Annotated in this window: 16 protein-coding genes and 1 pseudogene; 8 read left to right on the top strand and 9 right to left on the bottom strand. The window is 35.9% G+C overall.

Features of this window, described 5'->3' with window-relative positions; translation table 11 throughout:
• Positions 1-123 precede the first annotated feature (123 nt).
• The 4 genes from ABXT67_RS07450 to ABXT67_RS07435 all read left to right on the top strand — a co-directional run bounded on the left by ABXT67_RS07450 (position 124) and on the right by ABXT67_RS07435 (position 3847).
• Complete coding sequence (locus tag ABXT67_RS07450; RefSeq protein ID WP_415376637.1) at positions 124-1071, top strand: T9SS type A sorting domain-containing protein; 948 nt, start codon at positions 124-126, stop codon at positions 1069-1071.
• Positions 1068-2135 (top strand): acyl transferase, encoded by a 1068-nt coding sequence (locus ABXT67_RS07445; RefSeq protein ID WP_415376957.1) that lies wholly within the window; start codon positions 1068-1070, stop codon positions 2133-2135. The genes ABXT67_RS07450 and ABXT67_RS07445 overlap by 4 nt, the downstream gene beginning before the upstream one ends.
• Before the next feature lie 59 nt (positions 2136-2194).
• Positions 2195-3229, top strand: a complete 1035-nt coding sequence (locus tag ABXT67_RS07440; RefSeq protein WP_415376636.1) for a hypothetical protein — start codon at positions 2195-2197, stop codon at positions 3227-3229.
• A 102-nt stretch (positions 3230-3331) separates the two neighbouring features.
• Positions 3332-3847 carry a DUF350 domain-containing protein gene (locus ABXT67_RS07435; protein ID WP_415376635.1) on the top strand — a complete coding sequence of 172 codons (516 nt, stop codon included), beginning with the start codon at positions 3332-3334 and terminating at the stop codon, positions 3845-3847.
• Here ABXT67_RS07435 and ABXT67_RS07430 read toward each other — a convergent pair.
• Both ABXT67_RS07430 and tyrS read right to left on the bottom strand, forming a co-directional pair.
• A complete protein-coding gene (locus ABXT67_RS07430; protein WP_415376956.1) occupies positions 3838-4434 on the bottom strand; it encodes an IS1595 family transposase in 597 nt (198 codons plus the stop codon). The genes ABXT67_RS07435 and ABXT67_RS07430 overlap by 10 nt on opposite strands.
• A 699-nt stretch (positions 4435-5133) precedes the next feature.
• Positions 5134-6432: a tyrosine--tRNA ligase gene (tyrS, locus tag ABXT67_RS07425; RefSeq protein WP_415376634.1), complete on the bottom strand. Its 1299-nt coding sequence runs from the start codon at positions 6430-6432 to the stop codon at positions 5134-5136.
• Between the two features lie 71 nt (positions 6433-6503).
• Between tyrS and ABXT67_RS07420 the strand changes: the two genes are divergently transcribed.
• Positions 6504-7517: an NAD-dependent epimerase/dehydratase family protein gene (locus ABXT67_RS07420; protein WP_415376633.1), complete on the top strand. Its 1014-nt coding sequence runs from the start codon at positions 6504-6506 to the stop codon at positions 7515-7517.
• On the opposite strand, the gene ABXT67_RS07415 is transcribed toward ABXT67_RS07420, so the two are convergent.
• Genes ABXT67_RS07415 through ABXT67_RS07405 form a run of 3 tightly spaced genes read right to left on the bottom strand, consistent with a single transcriptional unit; the run spans position 7499 to position 10184 of the window.
• Positions 7499-8110, bottom strand: coding sequence for a DUF4296 domain-containing protein (locus tag ABXT67_RS07415; RefSeq protein WP_415376632.1), 612 nt, complete (start codon positions 8108-8110; stop codon positions 7499-7501). The genes ABXT67_RS07420 and ABXT67_RS07415 overlap by 19 nt on opposite strands.
• 2 nt (positions 8111-8112) lie before the next feature.
• Entirely contained in the window at positions 8113-9453 is a 1341-nt protein-coding gene (locus ABXT67_RS07410; protein ID WP_415376631.1) for a dihydroorotase, read from the bottom strand.
• The gene (locus tag ABXT67_RS07405; RefSeq protein WP_415376630.1) at positions 9453-10184 is read right to left on the bottom strand and encodes a polyprenol monophosphomannose synthase; all 732 of its coding nucleotides are present in this window, start codon (positions 10182-10184) and stop codon (positions 9453-9455) included. Before ABXT67_RS07405 ends, ABXT67_RS07410 begins: the two co-directional genes overlap by 1 nt.
• A gap of 122 nt (positions 10185-10306) precedes the next feature.
• On the opposite strand from ABXT67_RS07405, the gene ABXT67_RS07400 reads away from it, so the two are divergent.
• Both ABXT67_RS07400 and ABXT67_RS07395 read left to right on the top strand, forming a co-directional pair.
• Positions 10307-10960, top strand: coding sequence for a DUF4271 domain-containing protein (locus ABXT67_RS07400; protein WP_415376629.1), 654 nt, complete (start codon positions 10307-10309; stop codon positions 10958-10960).
• A 28-nt stretch (positions 10961-10988) separates the two neighbouring features.
• Positions 10989-11735 (top strand): uroporphyrinogen-III synthase, encoded by a 747-nt coding sequence (locus ABXT67_RS07395; RefSeq protein ID WP_415376628.1) that lies wholly within the window; start codon positions 10989-10991, stop codon positions 11733-11735.
• 206 nt (positions 11736-11941) lie between these two features.
• On the opposite strand, the pseudogene pckA reads toward ABXT67_RS07395, so the two are convergent.
• Together pckA and ABXT67_RS07385 are read right to left on the bottom strand one after the other, a co-directional pair.
• Positions 11942-13548, bottom strand: a pseudogene (pckA, locus tag ABXT67_RS07390) (phosphoenolpyruvate carboxykinase (ATP)).
• Between the two features lie 123 nt (positions 13549-13671).
• Entirely contained in the window at positions 13672-14064 is a 393-nt protein-coding gene (locus ABXT67_RS07385; protein WP_415376627.1) for a DUF423 domain-containing protein, read from the bottom strand.
• Between the two features lie 72 nt (positions 14065-14136).
• On the opposite strand from ABXT67_RS07385, the gene ABXT67_RS07380 reads away from it, so the two are divergent.
• Entirely contained in the window at positions 14137-15507 is a 1371-nt protein-coding gene (locus ABXT67_RS07380) for a saccharopine dehydrogenase family protein (RefSeq protein WP_415376626.1), read from the top strand.
• A 2-nt stretch (positions 15508-15509) separates the two neighbouring features.
• Here ABXT67_RS07380 and ABXT67_RS07375 read toward each other — a convergent pair whose 3' ends face one another.
• A complete protein-coding gene (locus ABXT67_RS07375; RefSeq protein ID WP_415376625.1) occupies positions 15510-16199 on the bottom strand; it encodes a zinc metallopeptidase in 690 nt (229 codons plus the stop codon).
• Between the two features lie 53 nt (positions 16200-16252).
• Positions 16253-17491, bottom strand: a complete 1239-nt coding sequence (locus tag ABXT67_RS07370) for a M20/M25/M40 family metallo-hydrolase (RefSeq protein ID WP_415376624.1) — start codon at positions 17489-17491, stop codon at positions 16253-16255.
• Between the last annotated feature and the right edge of the window lie 31 nt (positions 17492-17522).

Below are 17522 nucleotides of genomic sequence, written 5' to 3'. Positions count from 1 at the left end.
TTTTAATCTGGAAAGATATAAACTATTGCTACAGCATATATTAAGCTATCGTTAAATTATAAATTGCTTTTAATGTACTAAGGCTATTTATGTATATTTACCTCTCAATTAAAACCAAACACCATGAAAATAATCACCTTAATAGCTGCGCTTTTTGCAAGTGTAGTTTCTTTTGCTCAAATCGCTAAAACTAGTTTTGAGATTCCTGATGCCGTAATGGGACAATATACTGATACCGGCGACGCAAATGTAGCGCACGACCTAATAAACAATGCTATGGAACCTTTAGTAGACTTTACTGCTGCTAGTGACGAAATGGGCTTTAATGCAAGTTACACCCCTTATGACACACCTAGTGAAGGCCTTACAGATGGTGATTTTGTAGGAGTTACAAGTTTTCAACCTACTGGAGATATCGGGTTTACAGACGGTGTTCAAGGATACCAAATTAGTGACGCCGATGGTAACTTTATCTTAGAATTTGATGTTGTAAGTCTAGCAGGAGCGAGCAACCCTGGACTTACAATGGATTATTTTGTGTCTGGAAATCCAGACCCTATGGATAGCAGCTACGAAGGTGATGGCACTCAAAACTCAAGTGGATCTGATAGATTACGTATTTTTGTAAGAGATCTTACTAATAATAATGAGGTTGTTATCTTAGACACTACAGGTTCAGATATCGACGATTTAGGAATTGAAGGAGCTTGGGTTTCAAGCACTGCTAATTTGCTTCCTGACACAATGATACAGTTAGTTATTGAGGCTAGGATGAACGCAACTTCTGAAGCTTTTTTCTTTGACAATATAGTTGTGGAGGGTGTTCTCGGAAATCAAGATATTGCTGCAAACCAATTTGCAGTGTACCCTAACCCAGCAAACGATTTTGTAAACATCACTTCTAAAAACAGAGGTACTGTTGAAGTCTCAGTATACAATATTTTAGGAAAGCAGATAATCGCTACACAAGTTACAAACCGTTTAAATATTGCTTCTCTTTCAGCAGGTGTTTACTTATTGAACATCTCTCAAAACGGAACAAGCACTACTAAAAAATTAGTAGTTAAATAAATATTGCACAAAATAGTATTATTAAGGCTCCCAATAAAAGGGAGCCTTTTTTATTACCTATTTTTGTAATTCATAAAACTAAAAACAGTATCGTAGCAAATACTATATTCAGAATAAATAGTTCGGCAGAATTTGAAGCTGAAGCATTAAAGGTATTTAAGTTTCAATATGAAAATATTGAAACTTACAATCGCTATTGCACCCTTTTAAATAAATTTCCGACGCAGGTAACTACGGTTGAAGAAATTCCTTTTTTACCTATTGAATTTTTTAAAAAAGCGACCATACTCTCAAAAAACAAAACAGCTGAAATTGTTTTTTCTAGCAGCGGCACCACAGGAACTATAACGAGCCAACATCATATTGCTAGCCTTGAAACCTACTCTAAAAGTTTTACCGAAGGGTTCATAAAAACCTACGGAAACCCAAGCGATTATTGTATTCTTGCATTATTACCATCTTATCTCGAGCGCGGTGGCTCCTCTTTAGTATTTATGGCAGACGCTCTTATTAAGCAGAGCAAACATCCTTCAAGCGGATTTTATTTAGATAATCTATCCGAATTAAAAACTGTCATAGAAACGCTTGAAAGCAATCATCAAAAAACAATCTTACTCGGTGTTTCTTATGCATTGTTAGACTTAATTGAACGAGCACCTTTACAATTAAAACACACGATTATTATGGAAACGGGCGGAATGAAAGGCCGTCGAAAAGAACTAGTCAAAGAAGCATTACACGGTATTTTAAAAGAAGGTTTTGGGGTTTCAAAAATTCACAGTGAATATGGTATGACTGAATTACTTTCGCAAGCCTATTCAAAAGGCGAGGGTGTTTTTAAATGCCCTCCCTGGATGAAAGTTCTAACACGAGACACCAACGACCCGCTGTCAATTATAAAAAATAAAACTGGCGGGATGAACATCATCGATTTAGCAAACCTATATTCCTGCTCTTTTATAGCGACTCAAGATTTAGGCAAAGTAAACAATGATGGTAGCTTTGAAATTTTAGGCAGATTTGACACAAGTGATATCCGAGGCTGCAATTTGATGGTACTTTAAAATAGTGACAAGTATTTAGGAACAGTAGGCCGTATTTCATAAAATATAAAGGTGTACCGATGAATCTAAAAGGAGTAAAAAACAGCAATGGGTGTCTATGGGTTTTTGTGTTGTTTGTTTTTACGATTGTTGCCTTTGGAGTGAGTAAATTTCTTCTGGGACTTCCAGATGTTATTGCGCTGCTTATCTCATTAGCGCTTTCTGTTGTTTTAAGTAATTATTTGTTGGGGAAGCCTACGGTAAAATCGTTGCTTATCAACGTTGTTCTCATCACAGTAATTATTGTCGGACTTCGTTTTCTGGGAACATTTTTAAATGAGTTTCTAGTTATTGAGCCATATCCAACGTTTTCAGAAGAAGAAATTGTTGCTACCGATAGTATTATAGAAAACAACGACACAATTCCTGTATTTACGTCCAATAGAGAATGGAAAGACAACTATGGTAATCCATATACTGGAAAACTAACGGTACGCCAAAAAGACTACTCACGTCTCAAAAATCATATGAGCACCTATACCCCTAATAATAACGAAAATTACTGGGGACAGCTCTATAAAACTATGGCTACCAAAGATGGTCCGAGCTTAGATCTTATATTTAATATGTTTCAAGAAATACACGCTTCAAAAAAACTCAATCAAATGGAGTTTGCCGAAATGGTCGTAAGCTGTATTCAAGACATACCGTATTCCTTTGTGTTTCAAGATGCTTGTTTAGCCCCCGAAAGCTATGAAGATAGTAGTATTAAAAATATCTTGGAAGATTGTCCAGACTGCTGCATTGGAAACATTCCTTTTGGTATTCAAAATCCAGTTTCATTTATAGCTAACTTAAAGGGAGATTGTGACACTAGAACGGTATTAATTTACACCATTTTATCACAGTTTGATTATGACGTCGCTATTGCTAATAGTGATTTTTATAGGCATTCTATCGTAGGGTTGAACATCCCCGCCACTGGAAAACAAAAAAAGCATAGAGGCAAAACATATACCCTATGGGAAACCACATCGAAATATTTTAAAATTGGAACACTCTCACCAAGTCAAGAAGATACAACCCACTGGAACATTGTTTTAACAAGCAAGTAATTAGTAATTAGTAATTAGTAATTAGTAATTAGTAAAAAAAGACACTAAAAAGCACAAAGCGATAACACCGAGATAAACTTATAAAATTTAAACACCTAAAAAATGAATACTCAACTCTTTACCCTTGCATTGTTAGAAATTATGCTATCAATTGTTATCACCATCTTCATCATTTTCATCTCATATAAAATGCTCAAAAGACTGTTTTTTAAAAACACTGAATTAGGTGGTGAAAACATGTCTTTCACCATTTTCACCTCAGGAATTATTATGTCAATTGGGCTTATTCTTTCAGAGATACTTCCTTCAATAACAAATGTTATTCGCATTGGATTGCAGAAAGAAAGTACATTAGATATTCCAGAGCTGATAATGTATTCTGGACTTTACTTGTTTATAGGATTTGTGATGGCAGTTTTTATTAATGCTGCAACGTTTCTATTATTTTCAATGCTAACAAAACACGTAAATGAGTTTAAAGAAATTCAAAAAAATAATACCTCAGTGGCAATTTTAACCGTGGCGATTTTAGTGAGTATCACAATCATTGTAAAAAACAGCATCGCATTGCTTATTAGTGCCTTGGTGCCCTATCCAAATGTGACTAATTATATATAAAAAATTAAATGCCGGTTCATCGTTTTTCTTGGTTTAGATCTAATTAGCATATTTAATAGTTGTTGTTTGTACTCGTACCATAAGCTATTCCAAGCAAAAGCAATTGCGGTAACTGTCGTTATTTTTTCTAGTACTAAGAACCCATTCAAGTAGTTCTGTAAATATTTTGTAGCTACACCTTTAAAAGAATCCATAAAGTTCCTTAATCTCATATCCATATTATTGACATTCTGCACATGATAAACGTTATCTAAAGCACGTTGTCCTTTTGAAGCGTTGAATTTTTTATGAGGTATTGTGTTTGCTTTTGCAAACGCACCGTAACTCCTATAACTATCACTACAAAGCACATCAGCTTTATCAAATTCTCCTTTGAGTACTTTATCTAAATTCTTTTTACTAATACGACCTCTTGTGGCTCTTTTAAGACACTTGTTTCCAGACCTATCACTAGATGCAACAACCGATACTTTTTCATTACTTACAGCAGCTTTACTTGTTTTTTCTCCTCGCTTCTTTGGTTTTCTATCTAAATGACGGTTCCCTTTTTCTGAATAGGCAAAGAATAAATCATCACCCTCAACAATAACCTTGAAAATCTTCTACTGAAACACTAGAAACGGATACGCCTTTCTGAACAATGTGAGCAAGTAACTGCTTCACGCCCTCCTGTATCTAAAACTTCTTTATCCTCTAATGATAAAGACAATAGCGATGATGCCATATCTTGCTGCGCTAAGGAGTCACTATTGATGAAAAAATCTCTGAAATCTGATAGAATCATATAATATCGCTTTTAACAATAATAACACATATCTAAATTAGAACTTAGCCAACATTCTTTAAAAACGGGCAGACGGAAGTTACTTTATATTAAATAATAAGTTTTAGATGTGGAATTTAGGAGAAACCGCAATATAACACCTATAGTTACAGGAGAACTAATTGGAACATTTCAAGGATCAAACCATGTAATGACATTTACTAGGACATTTCAAAATGGTGCCCTTTGGATATTTTGTGCAAATGAGACTAATGAAATTAACCTTAAGTAAAGACTGTTTTTCTTAATTTACAAGTTCCATAGGAAGCAACAAGCATTTAATAGGGAAGTATACCCAAAAACTATAAGACCCCAAAAAACTGGACTAACAGATCTCGATGGAAATGTGATTTTGTTGGATTAGCCTGTTGAAGTTATTATTAGAATTTGAAGTCTGTATATTTTTGAGAAATAGACAATGGATAAGTCATAAAAAATAAATTGAGAAAATAAAAACGAACCTCTAAACACCTCTTATCAAAAAATAATTCCTCTTCCCACGCTGCAAAAGCACAAACTGATCATTCATCAAATCAGCTTTGGTAACTTTATGTCCTTCCTTAACTTTCTCTTTATTCACCGCTATAGAATTCTCTTTCAAGGCACGTCTTGCTTCTCCATTGGATTTTAAGAATCCTGTTTTTTCTGCCAAGGCACCAATAATATCCAGTCCACTTTCAATTTCTGATAATGGAATTTCTGCTTGAGGCACCCCTTCAAAAACATCTAAAAATGTTTCTGTGTCCAGTTTTTTTAAGTCGGTTGATGTGGATTTTCCGAATAATATTTCACTTGCAGCAATTGCATTTTGCAATGCTTCTTCCCCGTGAACCGATGTGGTTACTTCTTCCGCCAATCTTTTTTGCAATGCTCTTTGATGCGGCGCTTCTTTGTGCTGTTCTACAAGGGCATCAATAGTCTCTTTCTCTAAAAACGTAAAGATCTTAATGTGCTTTTCGGCATCTTCATCACTGGTGTTAAGCCAGTATTGGTAAAATTTATACGGGGAGGTTCGCTTGGCGTCCAACCAAACATTTCCACCTTCACTCTTACCAAATTTACTTCCGTCACTTTTTGTAATTAACGGGCAGGTTAAGGCATATCCTTTTCCACCGCCAATTCTTCGTATCAATTCGGTTCCTGTGGTGATGTTTCCCCACTGGTCACTTCCACCCATTTGCAGGGTACAATCGTTATTTTTATACAAGTGCAAAAAGTCATAACCTTGCACAAGTTGGTAGGTAAACTCGGTAAAAGACATCCCATCTGCATTCTCTCCTGTCAATCTATTTTTAACCGAATCTTTCGCCATCATATAATTAACCGTAATATGTTTACCCACATCACGAATAAAATCCAGAAAAGAAAATTCTTTCATCCAGTCGTAATTATTGGTCATTACCGCTTGATTTGTTACTCCAGAGGTAAAATCAAGAAATTGAGACAACTGTTTGCGCACGCATTCTTGATTGTATCTTAATGTTTCTTCATCCAATAAATTACGCTCACTAGATTTCCCAGAAGGGTCGCCAATCATACCCGTTGCACCCCCCACAAGCGCCACTGGTTTGTGACCCGCACGCTGAAAAAAAGCAAGCAACATTATAGGTACTAGGTTCCCAATGTGCAAAGAATCAGCCGTTGGATCAAAACCCACATAGGCCGATCGCATGGCCTCATTAAGATGTTTCTTCGTATCTGGCATTAAATCGTGTACCATTCCTCGCCATTGTAATTCTGCTACAAAATCTTTGATGTCCATTGGGTCTAAATTTTCAACAAACTTACAGAAATCCTCTTTTTTTTCGGTGTATTTTGCTGTATTTTAGTACAATGATTTTAGTCACAGGAGGTACTGGATTATTGGGCAGTCACTTGCTGTTTTCTTTACTGAAAAATGGAGCAAAGGTTCGCGCTATCCATCGTTCTCAGAGTAATCTGGACGCCGTTAAAAAGGTATTTGGGTATTTCGCTACAGCCGAAGAAGCTTCTAAACTATATACTAAAATTCAATGGTTTGAAGCTAACATAAATGATATTCCAGCACTTACCGAAGCTTTTGAAGGTGTCGAAAAAGTATATCATTGCGCCGCACGGATTGATTTTAAATCTAAAAATTTCAAACAGCTTAAAAAGATAAATGCAGAAGGCACCGCAAATATTGTCAATCTCTGTTTGCTATTTTTAGTGAAAAAACTATGCTACGCTAGCTCTATAGCAACTTTAGGAGAAACCTTAGACGACTCTCTAATAACCGAAGAAAATTATTACAATCACGATGCAGATAATAGTGTTTACGCCATCACAAAACACAGCGCCGAAATGGAAGTTTGGCGTGGTACTCAAGAAGGCTTGGATGCTGTTATTGTAAATCCAGGAGTTATTTTTGGCTCTGGTTTTTGGAAATCAGGAAGCGGCATTATCCTAACTATTGGAGCTAGAGGGATCCCTGTTTATACCTTGGGAAGTATTGCACTAGTAGATGTTTTAGATGTGGTGCAAATAATGATACAAACTATGGAAAGTAGCATTACAAAAAACCGCTTTATCCTTGTTGGAAAAAACTGCTCGTACCAGGAATTAATGACGCAATTTGCAACAGCATTCAATAATAAACACCCTCAAAAAGCCATCGCAAAATGGAAACTAAATCTAGCCAATAAAATTGATTGGTTTTTACATACCTTTTTTAGAACTACAAGAAAGCTCTCAAAATCAACGATAAACTCTCTATATTCTAAAAAACATTATAGCAGCAAAAAAATTGAAAGCACTTTAAATTTTGAATTTACTCCTTTTAAAAAGACGCTTTCGAGGGTTGTTGGGGATTATAAAAGTGAATCCTGAGAACGCGGAGAACGCAGAGAAATCCCTCTTTTAATTAATGACCCTCTTATTGAATCAGGATATTTTTCTTCATTTTCCTCTTCCATTAGTTTCTCAACATCAACCTCTTCTTCTAATGCCTCGATACTATCTTGAACAAAAGCAATACTATCTAATCTTCTTCTTTCTATTTCTGCTCTTTTAAAACGTTCGTAGAGGGTGTCGCGTTTTGTTTTTTCTAATGTCAGATTCTCCTCTACTTTAGCAAAGATTGCTTTATAGGTATTTAAATTGGTCGAATAATAAGCATTACTTTGTGCAAATTGTAAACTATCAATGGTATATTTTTTATATAAAATAGAATCTAGCTTAATTCCTTTCTGACTAATGGTATTATTATCAACGCTTCTTGCCGCATTCATTAAATAAGACTCAGTCAAAATGGCAACCATTTCGTTTTCAGGAATTAAATTCTCAAGCGCTTCGGGTTTTTGAACATTTTGACAACTTATAATAACACTCCAAAACAAAATAAAAACAATAGAGAACTTTAGTTTTTCTGCTTTTGAAATTAGCCTACTATGCACCCTCTTATTTGTCTTTAAAGTATTCATTATTAGCGATCAAATTGTATTCTTTGTCCTCGAGTTGTATCAATAATTTTACCGGTATCGTACACTAGATTCCCGTTTACGAAAGTATGTGTAATCCTAGATCTAAACGTAGTTCCTTCAAAAGGAGACCACCCACATTTATAGGCTGTGTTTTCTTTTGAAACTGTCCAAGGAGCATTGGGATTAATTAAAACTAAATCTGCTTTATAGCCCTCTTTAATGTAGCCCCGATTTTTTATTTGAAACAAAATAGCTGGATTGTGTGCTATTTTTTCAACCAACTTTTCGACCGTGATAAAACCTTTGTGTGACATTTCGAACAATGCTTCTACTGCGTGTTGCACTAACGGCCCCCCTGATGGTGCTTTTGAATAAACATTGTCTTTTTCTTCGAGGGTATGAGGCGCATGATCTGTTGCAATGACATCTATGCGATCCTCATTAAGTGCTTTCCATAATCCTTCTTTGTCTTTTGCCGTTTTTACTGCAGGATTCCATTTAATTTTGGTTCCTTTTGTTGCGTAATCTTCATTGGTAAACCACAAATGATGCACACAAACTTCGGCTGTAATTTTTTTGTCTTTTAAGGCTTTCCTTTTACCAAAAAGATGTGTTTCCTTTTCAGTAGACAAATGGAAAACATGAAGACGAGCACCCGTCTTTTTTGCCAATGCAATAGCCTGTGAAGAGGAAAGATAACAAGCTTCTTCACTTCTAATTTTATAATGTTCTTCTATTGGGATATCCTCCCCATATTTGGCCACAGCTTCCTCCATATTTTTACGAATGGTCTCTTCATCTTCGCAATGCACAGATATTAGCAGGTCTGTACTACTAAAAATTTCTTCTAACACTTTTGGATCGTCCACTAACATATTTCCTGTCGAACTTCCTAAAAATAATTTTAAACCAGCGACTTTGGTCTTATCTACTTTTAAAATTTCAGATAGATTATCGTTGGTGCCTCCAAACATAAAGGAGTAATTAGCCACTGAGTCTTTTGAAGCAGTAGTAAATTTTTCTTCCAACAATTCGATGGTAGTAGCTTGAGGAACCGTGTTAGGCATCTCTATAAATGTAGTAATCCCACCTGCCACAGCAGCCCTAGACTCAGTCGCAATAGTTGCTTTATGCGTTAATCCTGGTTCTCTAAAATGCACTTGGTCATCTATCATTCCAGGAATTAAATAACACTCGTCTGCATCTATTATTCTGGTGTTGCTGTTTTTTACGCTAATATGTTCTGCGATTTCTGCAATGAGTTCGCCATCGACGAGAACATCTCCTTTAAAGATCTTTCCCTCGTTAACAATGTTGGCGTTTTTAATTAAAGTTTTGTTCATTAAATTTCTAAACGGTTAAAAATACTTTTCATCTTCATTTTAAGGACTCCAAAAATAGCTTCAGAAATAATTCCGCTACTCATTTTTGACGTACCTTTTGTTCTGTCCGTAAAAACTACGGGGACTTCTTTTATTTTAAAAGCACTCAAATAGGTTTTAAATTTCATTTCAATTTGAAATGCATATCCAATAAACCTAATAGTATCCAGATTAATATGTTCTAGCACTTGGCGTTTATAGCACACAAAACCAGCGGTGGTATCGTGAATATCCATTCCTGTTACCCATTGCACATATTTTGACGCTCCCCAAGACATCAACACTCTATTCATTGGCCAATTTACAACGTTAACTCCCGTAATATATCGCGAGCCAATGGCCATATCAAACCCTTCTTTATGACAGGTATTATATAGACGGATTAAATCGTTGGGATTGTGCGAAAAATCTGCATCCATTTCAAAAATATACTCATACGTTTCTTCCATCGCCCATTTAAAACCCGCTATATAAGCAGTTCCTAAGCCCATTTTTCCCTTGCGTGATAACAAATGTAATCTAGAAGGGAACTCTGATTGTAGTTGAGACACCAGCACTGACGTTCCATCTGGAGAATTATCATCCACTACCAGAATAGCAAAATCACGTTGTAACGCAAAAACTGTCCTAACTATTTTCTCGATATTTTCGATCTCATTATAAGTGGGAATAACCACAAGGGCATTAGCCATGAATCGTCATTTTAAAACGTGTGCAAAGATAGTTCTTTTTGCTCAATAGCGGACAGTCAAATTATGATTGAGTAACAAGGAACGATACTAAAAATAAACTACCTTTAACACAAAAAATAAAGGTGCAGTACATTGAAAGAACTTTAGACAACAATAATTTAATCACCCTAGTTTTACTGGGCTGTATTCTCTTAATTACTGTTGCTAAATGGAAATACCCTCTTCGTTTTCAAGAATTTATGCGGCTTCCTTTTACTAACAAATATTTTTTTATCTACGGAAAGAACGACCCTATTTATCATCCATTCTCCTTGTTGCTTTTTGCCGTGCAACTTAGTATTGGCACCTTGTTTATTTTTTTGTTCCTGAGATGGAATGCTCCTGAAATTATCCAAACCAAACCCTACTTGTATTGGCAATTACTCATCTTAGCGTCAGTATTGGCATCTATAAAAATCGTCATTGAAAGAATACTTGGGTATTTGTTTAAACTGGAAGAAGTAATTGATTCATATGTCTATCAAAAATTGACCTATCGCAATTTGATTGCATTTTTATTTATAGTCTCAGTGATTCTTATCACGTATATTATCCCAATGAGCATTGAATTTTTGATTTCATTTTGCGCTATCATCATACTGTTAAACGGTATTGCACTATATTCTAGTTTTAAGGCGCGTAGTAATTTGATAATTAGGAACTTTTTTTATTTTATTTTGTATCTTTGCGCTCTCGAAATTTCCCCCTATATCATTCTATATAAAGTTTTTATCTAGAATCGAAATTTTAAAAAACACAATGCTTATGAAAGTGAAAACTATTTTAGTTTCTCAGCCTGAACCAAAGGTAGAAAACTCCCCTTATTTCGATTTGATTGAAAGACAAAAGGTTAAAATAGATTTTGTCCCTTTTATTCATGTAGAAGGGGTATCTGGAAAAGAAGTACGTTCCCAAAAAGTCGACTTAAAAAATTACACTGCAATCATTTTGACTAGTCGAAATGCAGTAGATCATTTTTTTAGAATTGCTGACGAGCTTAGATTTAAAGTTCCTGACACCCTAAAATACTTTTGTCAAAGTGAAGCGGTAGCATATTATCTTCAAAAATATGTAGTTTACCGTAAGCGTAAAATTTATGTCGGCAAAAGAACGTTTACCGAACTTTCACCGCTGATTAAAAAGTATAAAAACGAAACTTTTTTACTTCCAGCAAGTGACAAACTAAAGCCTGAAGTACCTAGAGTACTTAACGAGCTTAAAGTAGAGTGGACAGAGTCTGTTTTCTACAAAACTGTCGTAAGCGACCTGAGCAACTTAAGGGATGTGTACTATGACATATTAGTATTCTTTAGTCCAAGTGGAATAGAATCGCTCTTCGAGAACTTCCCAGACTTTGAACAAAAAGACACGAGAATTGCCGTATTTGGAAACACCACCGTAAAAGCGGCTGGCGAAAAAGGATTGCGTGTAGACATACAAGCACCAACTCCTGAGATGCCTTCTATGACGATGGCCCTAGAGAAGTACATAAGAGAGAATAATAAAAAGTAGGCAGTAGTAGCTTGCAGTGGCAGTTTTAAATATGTAGCGGTCTCAATAAAAAGAGTTCGTTTTTGTTCATTCTACTAATTAAAACTTATCCCTTTCGAGCATATAAACAGAAAAGGTTATTAAGAAGGATAAAAAATAAAAATCCCGATTCATATTAAATGAATCGGGATTTTTATTGGCCAAAGCACTGCTGCTGAAACTGCGAACTAAAGCAAAGGCGCGCCGGCTAATATTTCTTCACTCGCATATTCTTCAAACTGTTTAAAGTTAGCTTTAAAAGAAGCCGCTAGTTTACTTGCTGTTTTATAATACCCTTCATCATTATTCCAAGTTTTTCGTGGACTTAATACTTCAGTAGGGACATTAGGACAGGTTCTTGGTTGTTGCAAACCAAATACAGAGTGTACGTGATAATTCCCTTTATTTTCTAAATCTAATGACCCATCCATTGCTGCCGTAATCATAGCACGCGTATATTTCAACTTCATTCTGGTTCCAACCCCATAAGCACCACCAGTCCAACCTGTGTTTACCAACCAAACATTTACCCCGGCTTCAGTCATTTTCTTACTTAACATTTCGGCGTATTTCGTTGGGTGCAAGGGCATAAATGGCGCCCCAAAACAAGCAGAGAAACTTGGCACAGGCTCGGTAACCCCAGCCTCAGTTCCTGCAACTTTAGCAGTATAACCACTAATAAAATGGTATGCGGCTTGTCCTGGCGTTAATTTAGAGATGGGAGGCAATACACCAAATGCATCTGCCGTTAAGAAAAATATGTTTTTTGGATTCTTCCCTGAAGAAGGTACCTGAATATTATCAATATGATCTATTGGATAACTAACCCGTGTATTTTGCGTTATTGAAGTATTCGCAAAGTCTACCTCTCCTTTATCGTTCAGAACAACATTTTCAAGAATAGCTCCTGGCTTTATTGCGTTATAGATATCTGGTTCGTTTTCTGCAGATAGGTTAATCACCTTAGCATAACACCCTCCTTCAAAATTAAAAACAGTGTTTTCTGAAGTCCATCCATGCTCATCATCTCCAATCAACCTGCGCGCAGGATCTGCAGATAAGGTTGTTTTACCCGTTCCAGATAAACCAAAGAAAATAGCGGTCTCGCCATCATCTCCAATGTTTGCCGAACAATGCATAGGCAACACGTTTTTGTAAACAGGTAAAATGAAATTTAAAGCAGAAAAAATTCCTTTTTTAATCTCTCCTGTATACCCTGTTCCACCTATAAGAGCAATTTTCTTGGTAAAATTAAGAATCGCAAAATTGTGTTGACGTGTTCCATCAACAGCAGCATCTGCCATAAATCCTGGTGCATTTACAATCAACCACTCTGCATCAAAATCTTCCAACTCAGAAACTGTTGGACGTAAAACATGTTGAACGCAAACATGTTAGACCAAGGATATTCATTGATCACACGTATGTTTAATTTATATTCGGGATCTGCACAAGCATAACTATCACGAACAAACACTTCTTTCTCAGAAAGATAGTTTGCTACTTTGTCATACAATGCGTCAAATTTATCCGAATCAAAAGGAATATTAATATCGCCCCACCACACTTTATCTTCAGTAACTTCATCTTTTACAATAAAACGATCCATAGGAGAACGGCCTGTAAACTCACCAGTATTTACTGCAAGCGCACCATTATCGGCCTCTTTTCCTTGTCCTTTTTGTATTGTTTCTTTGTGAAGTTCTTCCGCAGAAAGTTGATAGTTAACTTTTGCATTTTTGATTCCGTATTGATCAATAGAAATCATTTTTGTAGTTTGGTTATTAGCCGCCATACTTCTTTTTAAGAGTTGTCTGACAAAAATAATAAATTGAAAATAGAATAGACACTTATATTTTCTTAATTATCACTATTTACTTGTTAATAACTTGGGGAAGGGCTTAAGCACTATTGTTCTCTATTTTTGTTTCCACGCACCAAACCCTAAACATAACCATCCAACGACAAAAAGCAATCCTCCAATTGGTGTAACAGGACCTAGAAAAGAAACATCAAAAGACACTTGTTCTTTTAATGCAAGTAGATATAAGGATCCTGAAAAAAATAAAATTCCACTCAAAAAGAACCAAAAAACTAACTTCTTAGTATGCCCTGGTATTATTGGAGCAACTCCAAGAACAAACAAGGCTAATGCGTGATACATTTGGTATCGAATGCCTGTTTCAAAAATAATTAAACGTTCTGGTGTTACCAATCCTTTTAAACCATGGGCTCCAAAAGCGCCCATTGCAATGGTTACTGCGGTTAAAACACTGGCAGCTACCACAATATTTTTGTTGTACTTTATCATCTATAAATGTTGTGATTTTAGTATTTTCGTTGTTTTAAATCACCTTTAGTAAAGATAACCAAAAACAAATTCATGAAGCATATTTTAATTATAGGCGCAGGACGTTCAGCAACAAGCTTAATCAAATATTTATTGGACAAAAGTGAAGAGGAAAATTTGTTTTTAACCATCGGCGATCTAAACATCCAGAACGCACAAAAATTTACCAGTGGGCATCCAAATGGGCGTGGAATTTTACTAGATGTATTTAATGAAATCCAAAGAAAAGAAGCTGTTGAGAATAGCGACCTTGTTATTTCTATGCTCCCAGCTCGCTTTCATATTGAAGTAGCAAAAGATTGTATTGAATTTGGGAAGCATTTAGTAACGGCATCTTATGTAAGTGACCAGATGCAATTGCTGAACCCCAAAGCAAAAGCAAAAGGATTGGTCTTTATGAACGAGATCGGTCTCGACCCAGGCATTGATCATATGAGTGCTATGCAGATAATAGATCGCATCAAAGCAAAAGGAGGCAAAATGTTGCTTTTTGAAAGTTTTACAGGTGGATTAGTTGCTCCAGAAAGCGATAACAATCTTTGGAATTATAAATTTACTTGGAACCCTCGCAATGTTGTCTTGGCAGGTCAAGGTGGCGCTGCAGAATTTATCCAAGAAGGAAAATTTAAATATATTCCGTACAATCGTCTTTTTAGAAGGACTGAATTTATCGAAGTTGATGGTTATGGAAAATTTGAAGTGTACGCCAACCGAAACAGTCTTAAATACCAAAGCATTTACGGACTAAAAGATATTTTGACTTTATACCGCGGTACCATTCGCCGTGTTGGATTTAGCAAAGCCTGGAATATGTTTGTTCAGTTAGGGATGACAGATGACAGTTATACGCTACCAAACACTGAAACGTTAAGCTATAGAGAATTTGTTAATATATTTTTACCATACTCACCAACAGATAGTGTAGAATTAAAATTACGCCACAGTCTAAAAATTGATCAAGATGATTTGATGTGGGAAAAACTACTAGATCTTGACATTCTAAACAATGAAAAAATTATTGGAATCAAAGATGCAAGCCCTGCAAAAGCCCTGCAAAAGATATTGGAGGACCGTTGGACCTTATCACCAGATGACAAAGATATGATTGTAATGTACCATAAGTTTGGTTATGAGCTTGACGGCAAGAAGTACCAAATTGACAGTAATATGGTTGCTTTGGGCGATGATCAAACCTATACTGCAATGGCTAAAACCGTAGGCTTACCTGTTGCGATGGCAGCAGTTAAAATTTTGAATAAAGAAATTACTACACCCGGAGTCCAAGTGCCTATTAGCAAAGAAGTTTACGAACCTATTTTAAAAGAATTAGAATCCTTCGGTATTAACTTTACTGAAACCGAAGTTCCATACCTAGGGTATAACCCTATGAGTGTGGTTGGCTAAAACTATCTTCTATTCAAATAAATACTTACAAAATAAACCAAAGTTGCAAGCGATCCTAAAGCTGCAACTAGATAGGTGCGCGCTGCCCATTTTAAGGCATCTTTAGCGCCTGCGTGCTCTTCTTGGGTAACCATATTTTCTTGTTCAAGCCAAGCCAATGCTCGTTTGCTTGCATCATATTCTACAGGCAGTGTAATAAATGAAAAGGCCGTAGTCATTGCAAACATAAGGATACCAACTAAAAATATAGTATTCCCAAACACCATTCCTAAAGACATTAAAACAATACCTGCCATAAGAACCATGTTAGAAAGTTTTCCAGAAATACCAACTGCAGGAACAATAGCACTTCGCATTTTTAGCCAATTATACGCCGTAGCGTGTTGCACTGCATGGCCTACTTCGTGGGCTGCAACTGCAGCTGCTGAAGCAGTATTCTTGCCATACACCACCTCACTCAAATTAACCGTTTTGTTTTGTGGATTGTAATGGTCTGTTAATTGTCCTTTTACTGAAATCACCTCAACATCATAAATCCCATTATCGGCTAACATTTTTTCAGCAATCTGTTTTCCAGTTAGGCCATTTTTAAGGGTGATTTCCGAGTATTTTTTAAACTTGCTTTTTAGCTTATTACTCACATACGTGCTTACTAAAAAGATAACCCCAGCTAAAACATAATAACCAATCATAATATACTGTTTAAATGGATACTAAAAATATTAAAAATGAATTTGACGAACCTTTAAAAAGTTACGTCCTTAACAATAACCTCATCACCCCTCTTTACAGTAACCTTAGTCGTCATACCTTCTTCAAAGGTCGAAAGTGCCTTCATATAACTCATCATATCTTGTGTTTCTAGATCACCAAGCTTTATGACAATATCTCCTTTTTGTAATCCTGCTTTTTGAGCAGGCTTATCTTCGCTAATACCATCAATACGCATCCCACCATCGTTGTACAAATAATCTGGAACAACCCCTAGAGCTACTTTAAATGCTGGCACCTCTTCATTTTCATTTTTAGTTTTTCTAAATACTAATTTCTCAGCACCGTCTAAATCATCAACAATATTTAAAATATAGTTTGAGATCTTTTCCATGCCTTCATAATTCAATTTATCTGCATCATCTCCTGGCTTGTGGTAATCTTCATGCTGGCCTGTGAAAAAATGAAGCACAGGAATATCTGCCAAGTAAAATGAAGTGTGGTCACTTGGACCAATGCCACTTTCATACTCTACAATTTTTAATCCTTGATCGTTATTTGCAAACAAGGTCTGCTTAAACCTAGGCGAAGTTCCAACTCCGTGCACGGCAACCGTATTTTCTTCATTGAGTCTCCCAACCATATCCATATTAACCATATAGCTCACTTTCTTAGTATCGATCGTAGGATTTTTTACAAAAAAATTACTCCCCAACAAACCAATTTCTTCTCCGGAAAAAGCAATGAATAAAAAATTATTTCCTGTTACTTGTATTCCTTTATTGCTAAGGTCTTTTGCCAATCGCAATAAAACAGCGACACCACTGGCGTTATCATCAGCCCCATTATGCACAGCGTCACCCTCACGATACAAAGACCCTTCTCCTCCCATTCCTAAGTGGTCGTAATGGGCACCAATTACTACTGTAGTCTCGGCTTTGTTGTCTATATATCCTATTACATTTGTTCCTGTTACTGAGCCATCTTCGGTAGTATTTGTAAATTCAGCTTGTTCATGTGGATTTGCACTGGGTGTAAATGTAAATGTTTGCGTGTATTCTCCAGATATGCCCTTTGGAAGGAGACCGATTTCCTTAAATCGGTTTGAAATGTATTCAGCAGCCATTAATTCTCCATCTGTCCCTGTTTGCCTTCCGCCATAGCTGTCATCTGCTAAAGCATAGACATCCTCTTTCATTGTGACTGTTTTTACCATTTCTTTTTTACAAGAAACCAAAACTAAAACGACCCAAAGTATTACAATTGCACGCATATTATTATTTTTACACAAAATTACTGTAAAA

Origin of the sequence: Patiriisocius sp. Uisw_017 (assembly GCF_047731265.1) — a bacterium.
Lineage (GTDB): Bacteria > Bacteroidota > Bacteroidia > Flavobacteriales > Flavobacteriaceae > Patiriisocius.
Note: the sequence above shows the minus strand (reverse complement) of the source record. Positions and strands in the feature narration are given on the sequence as shown.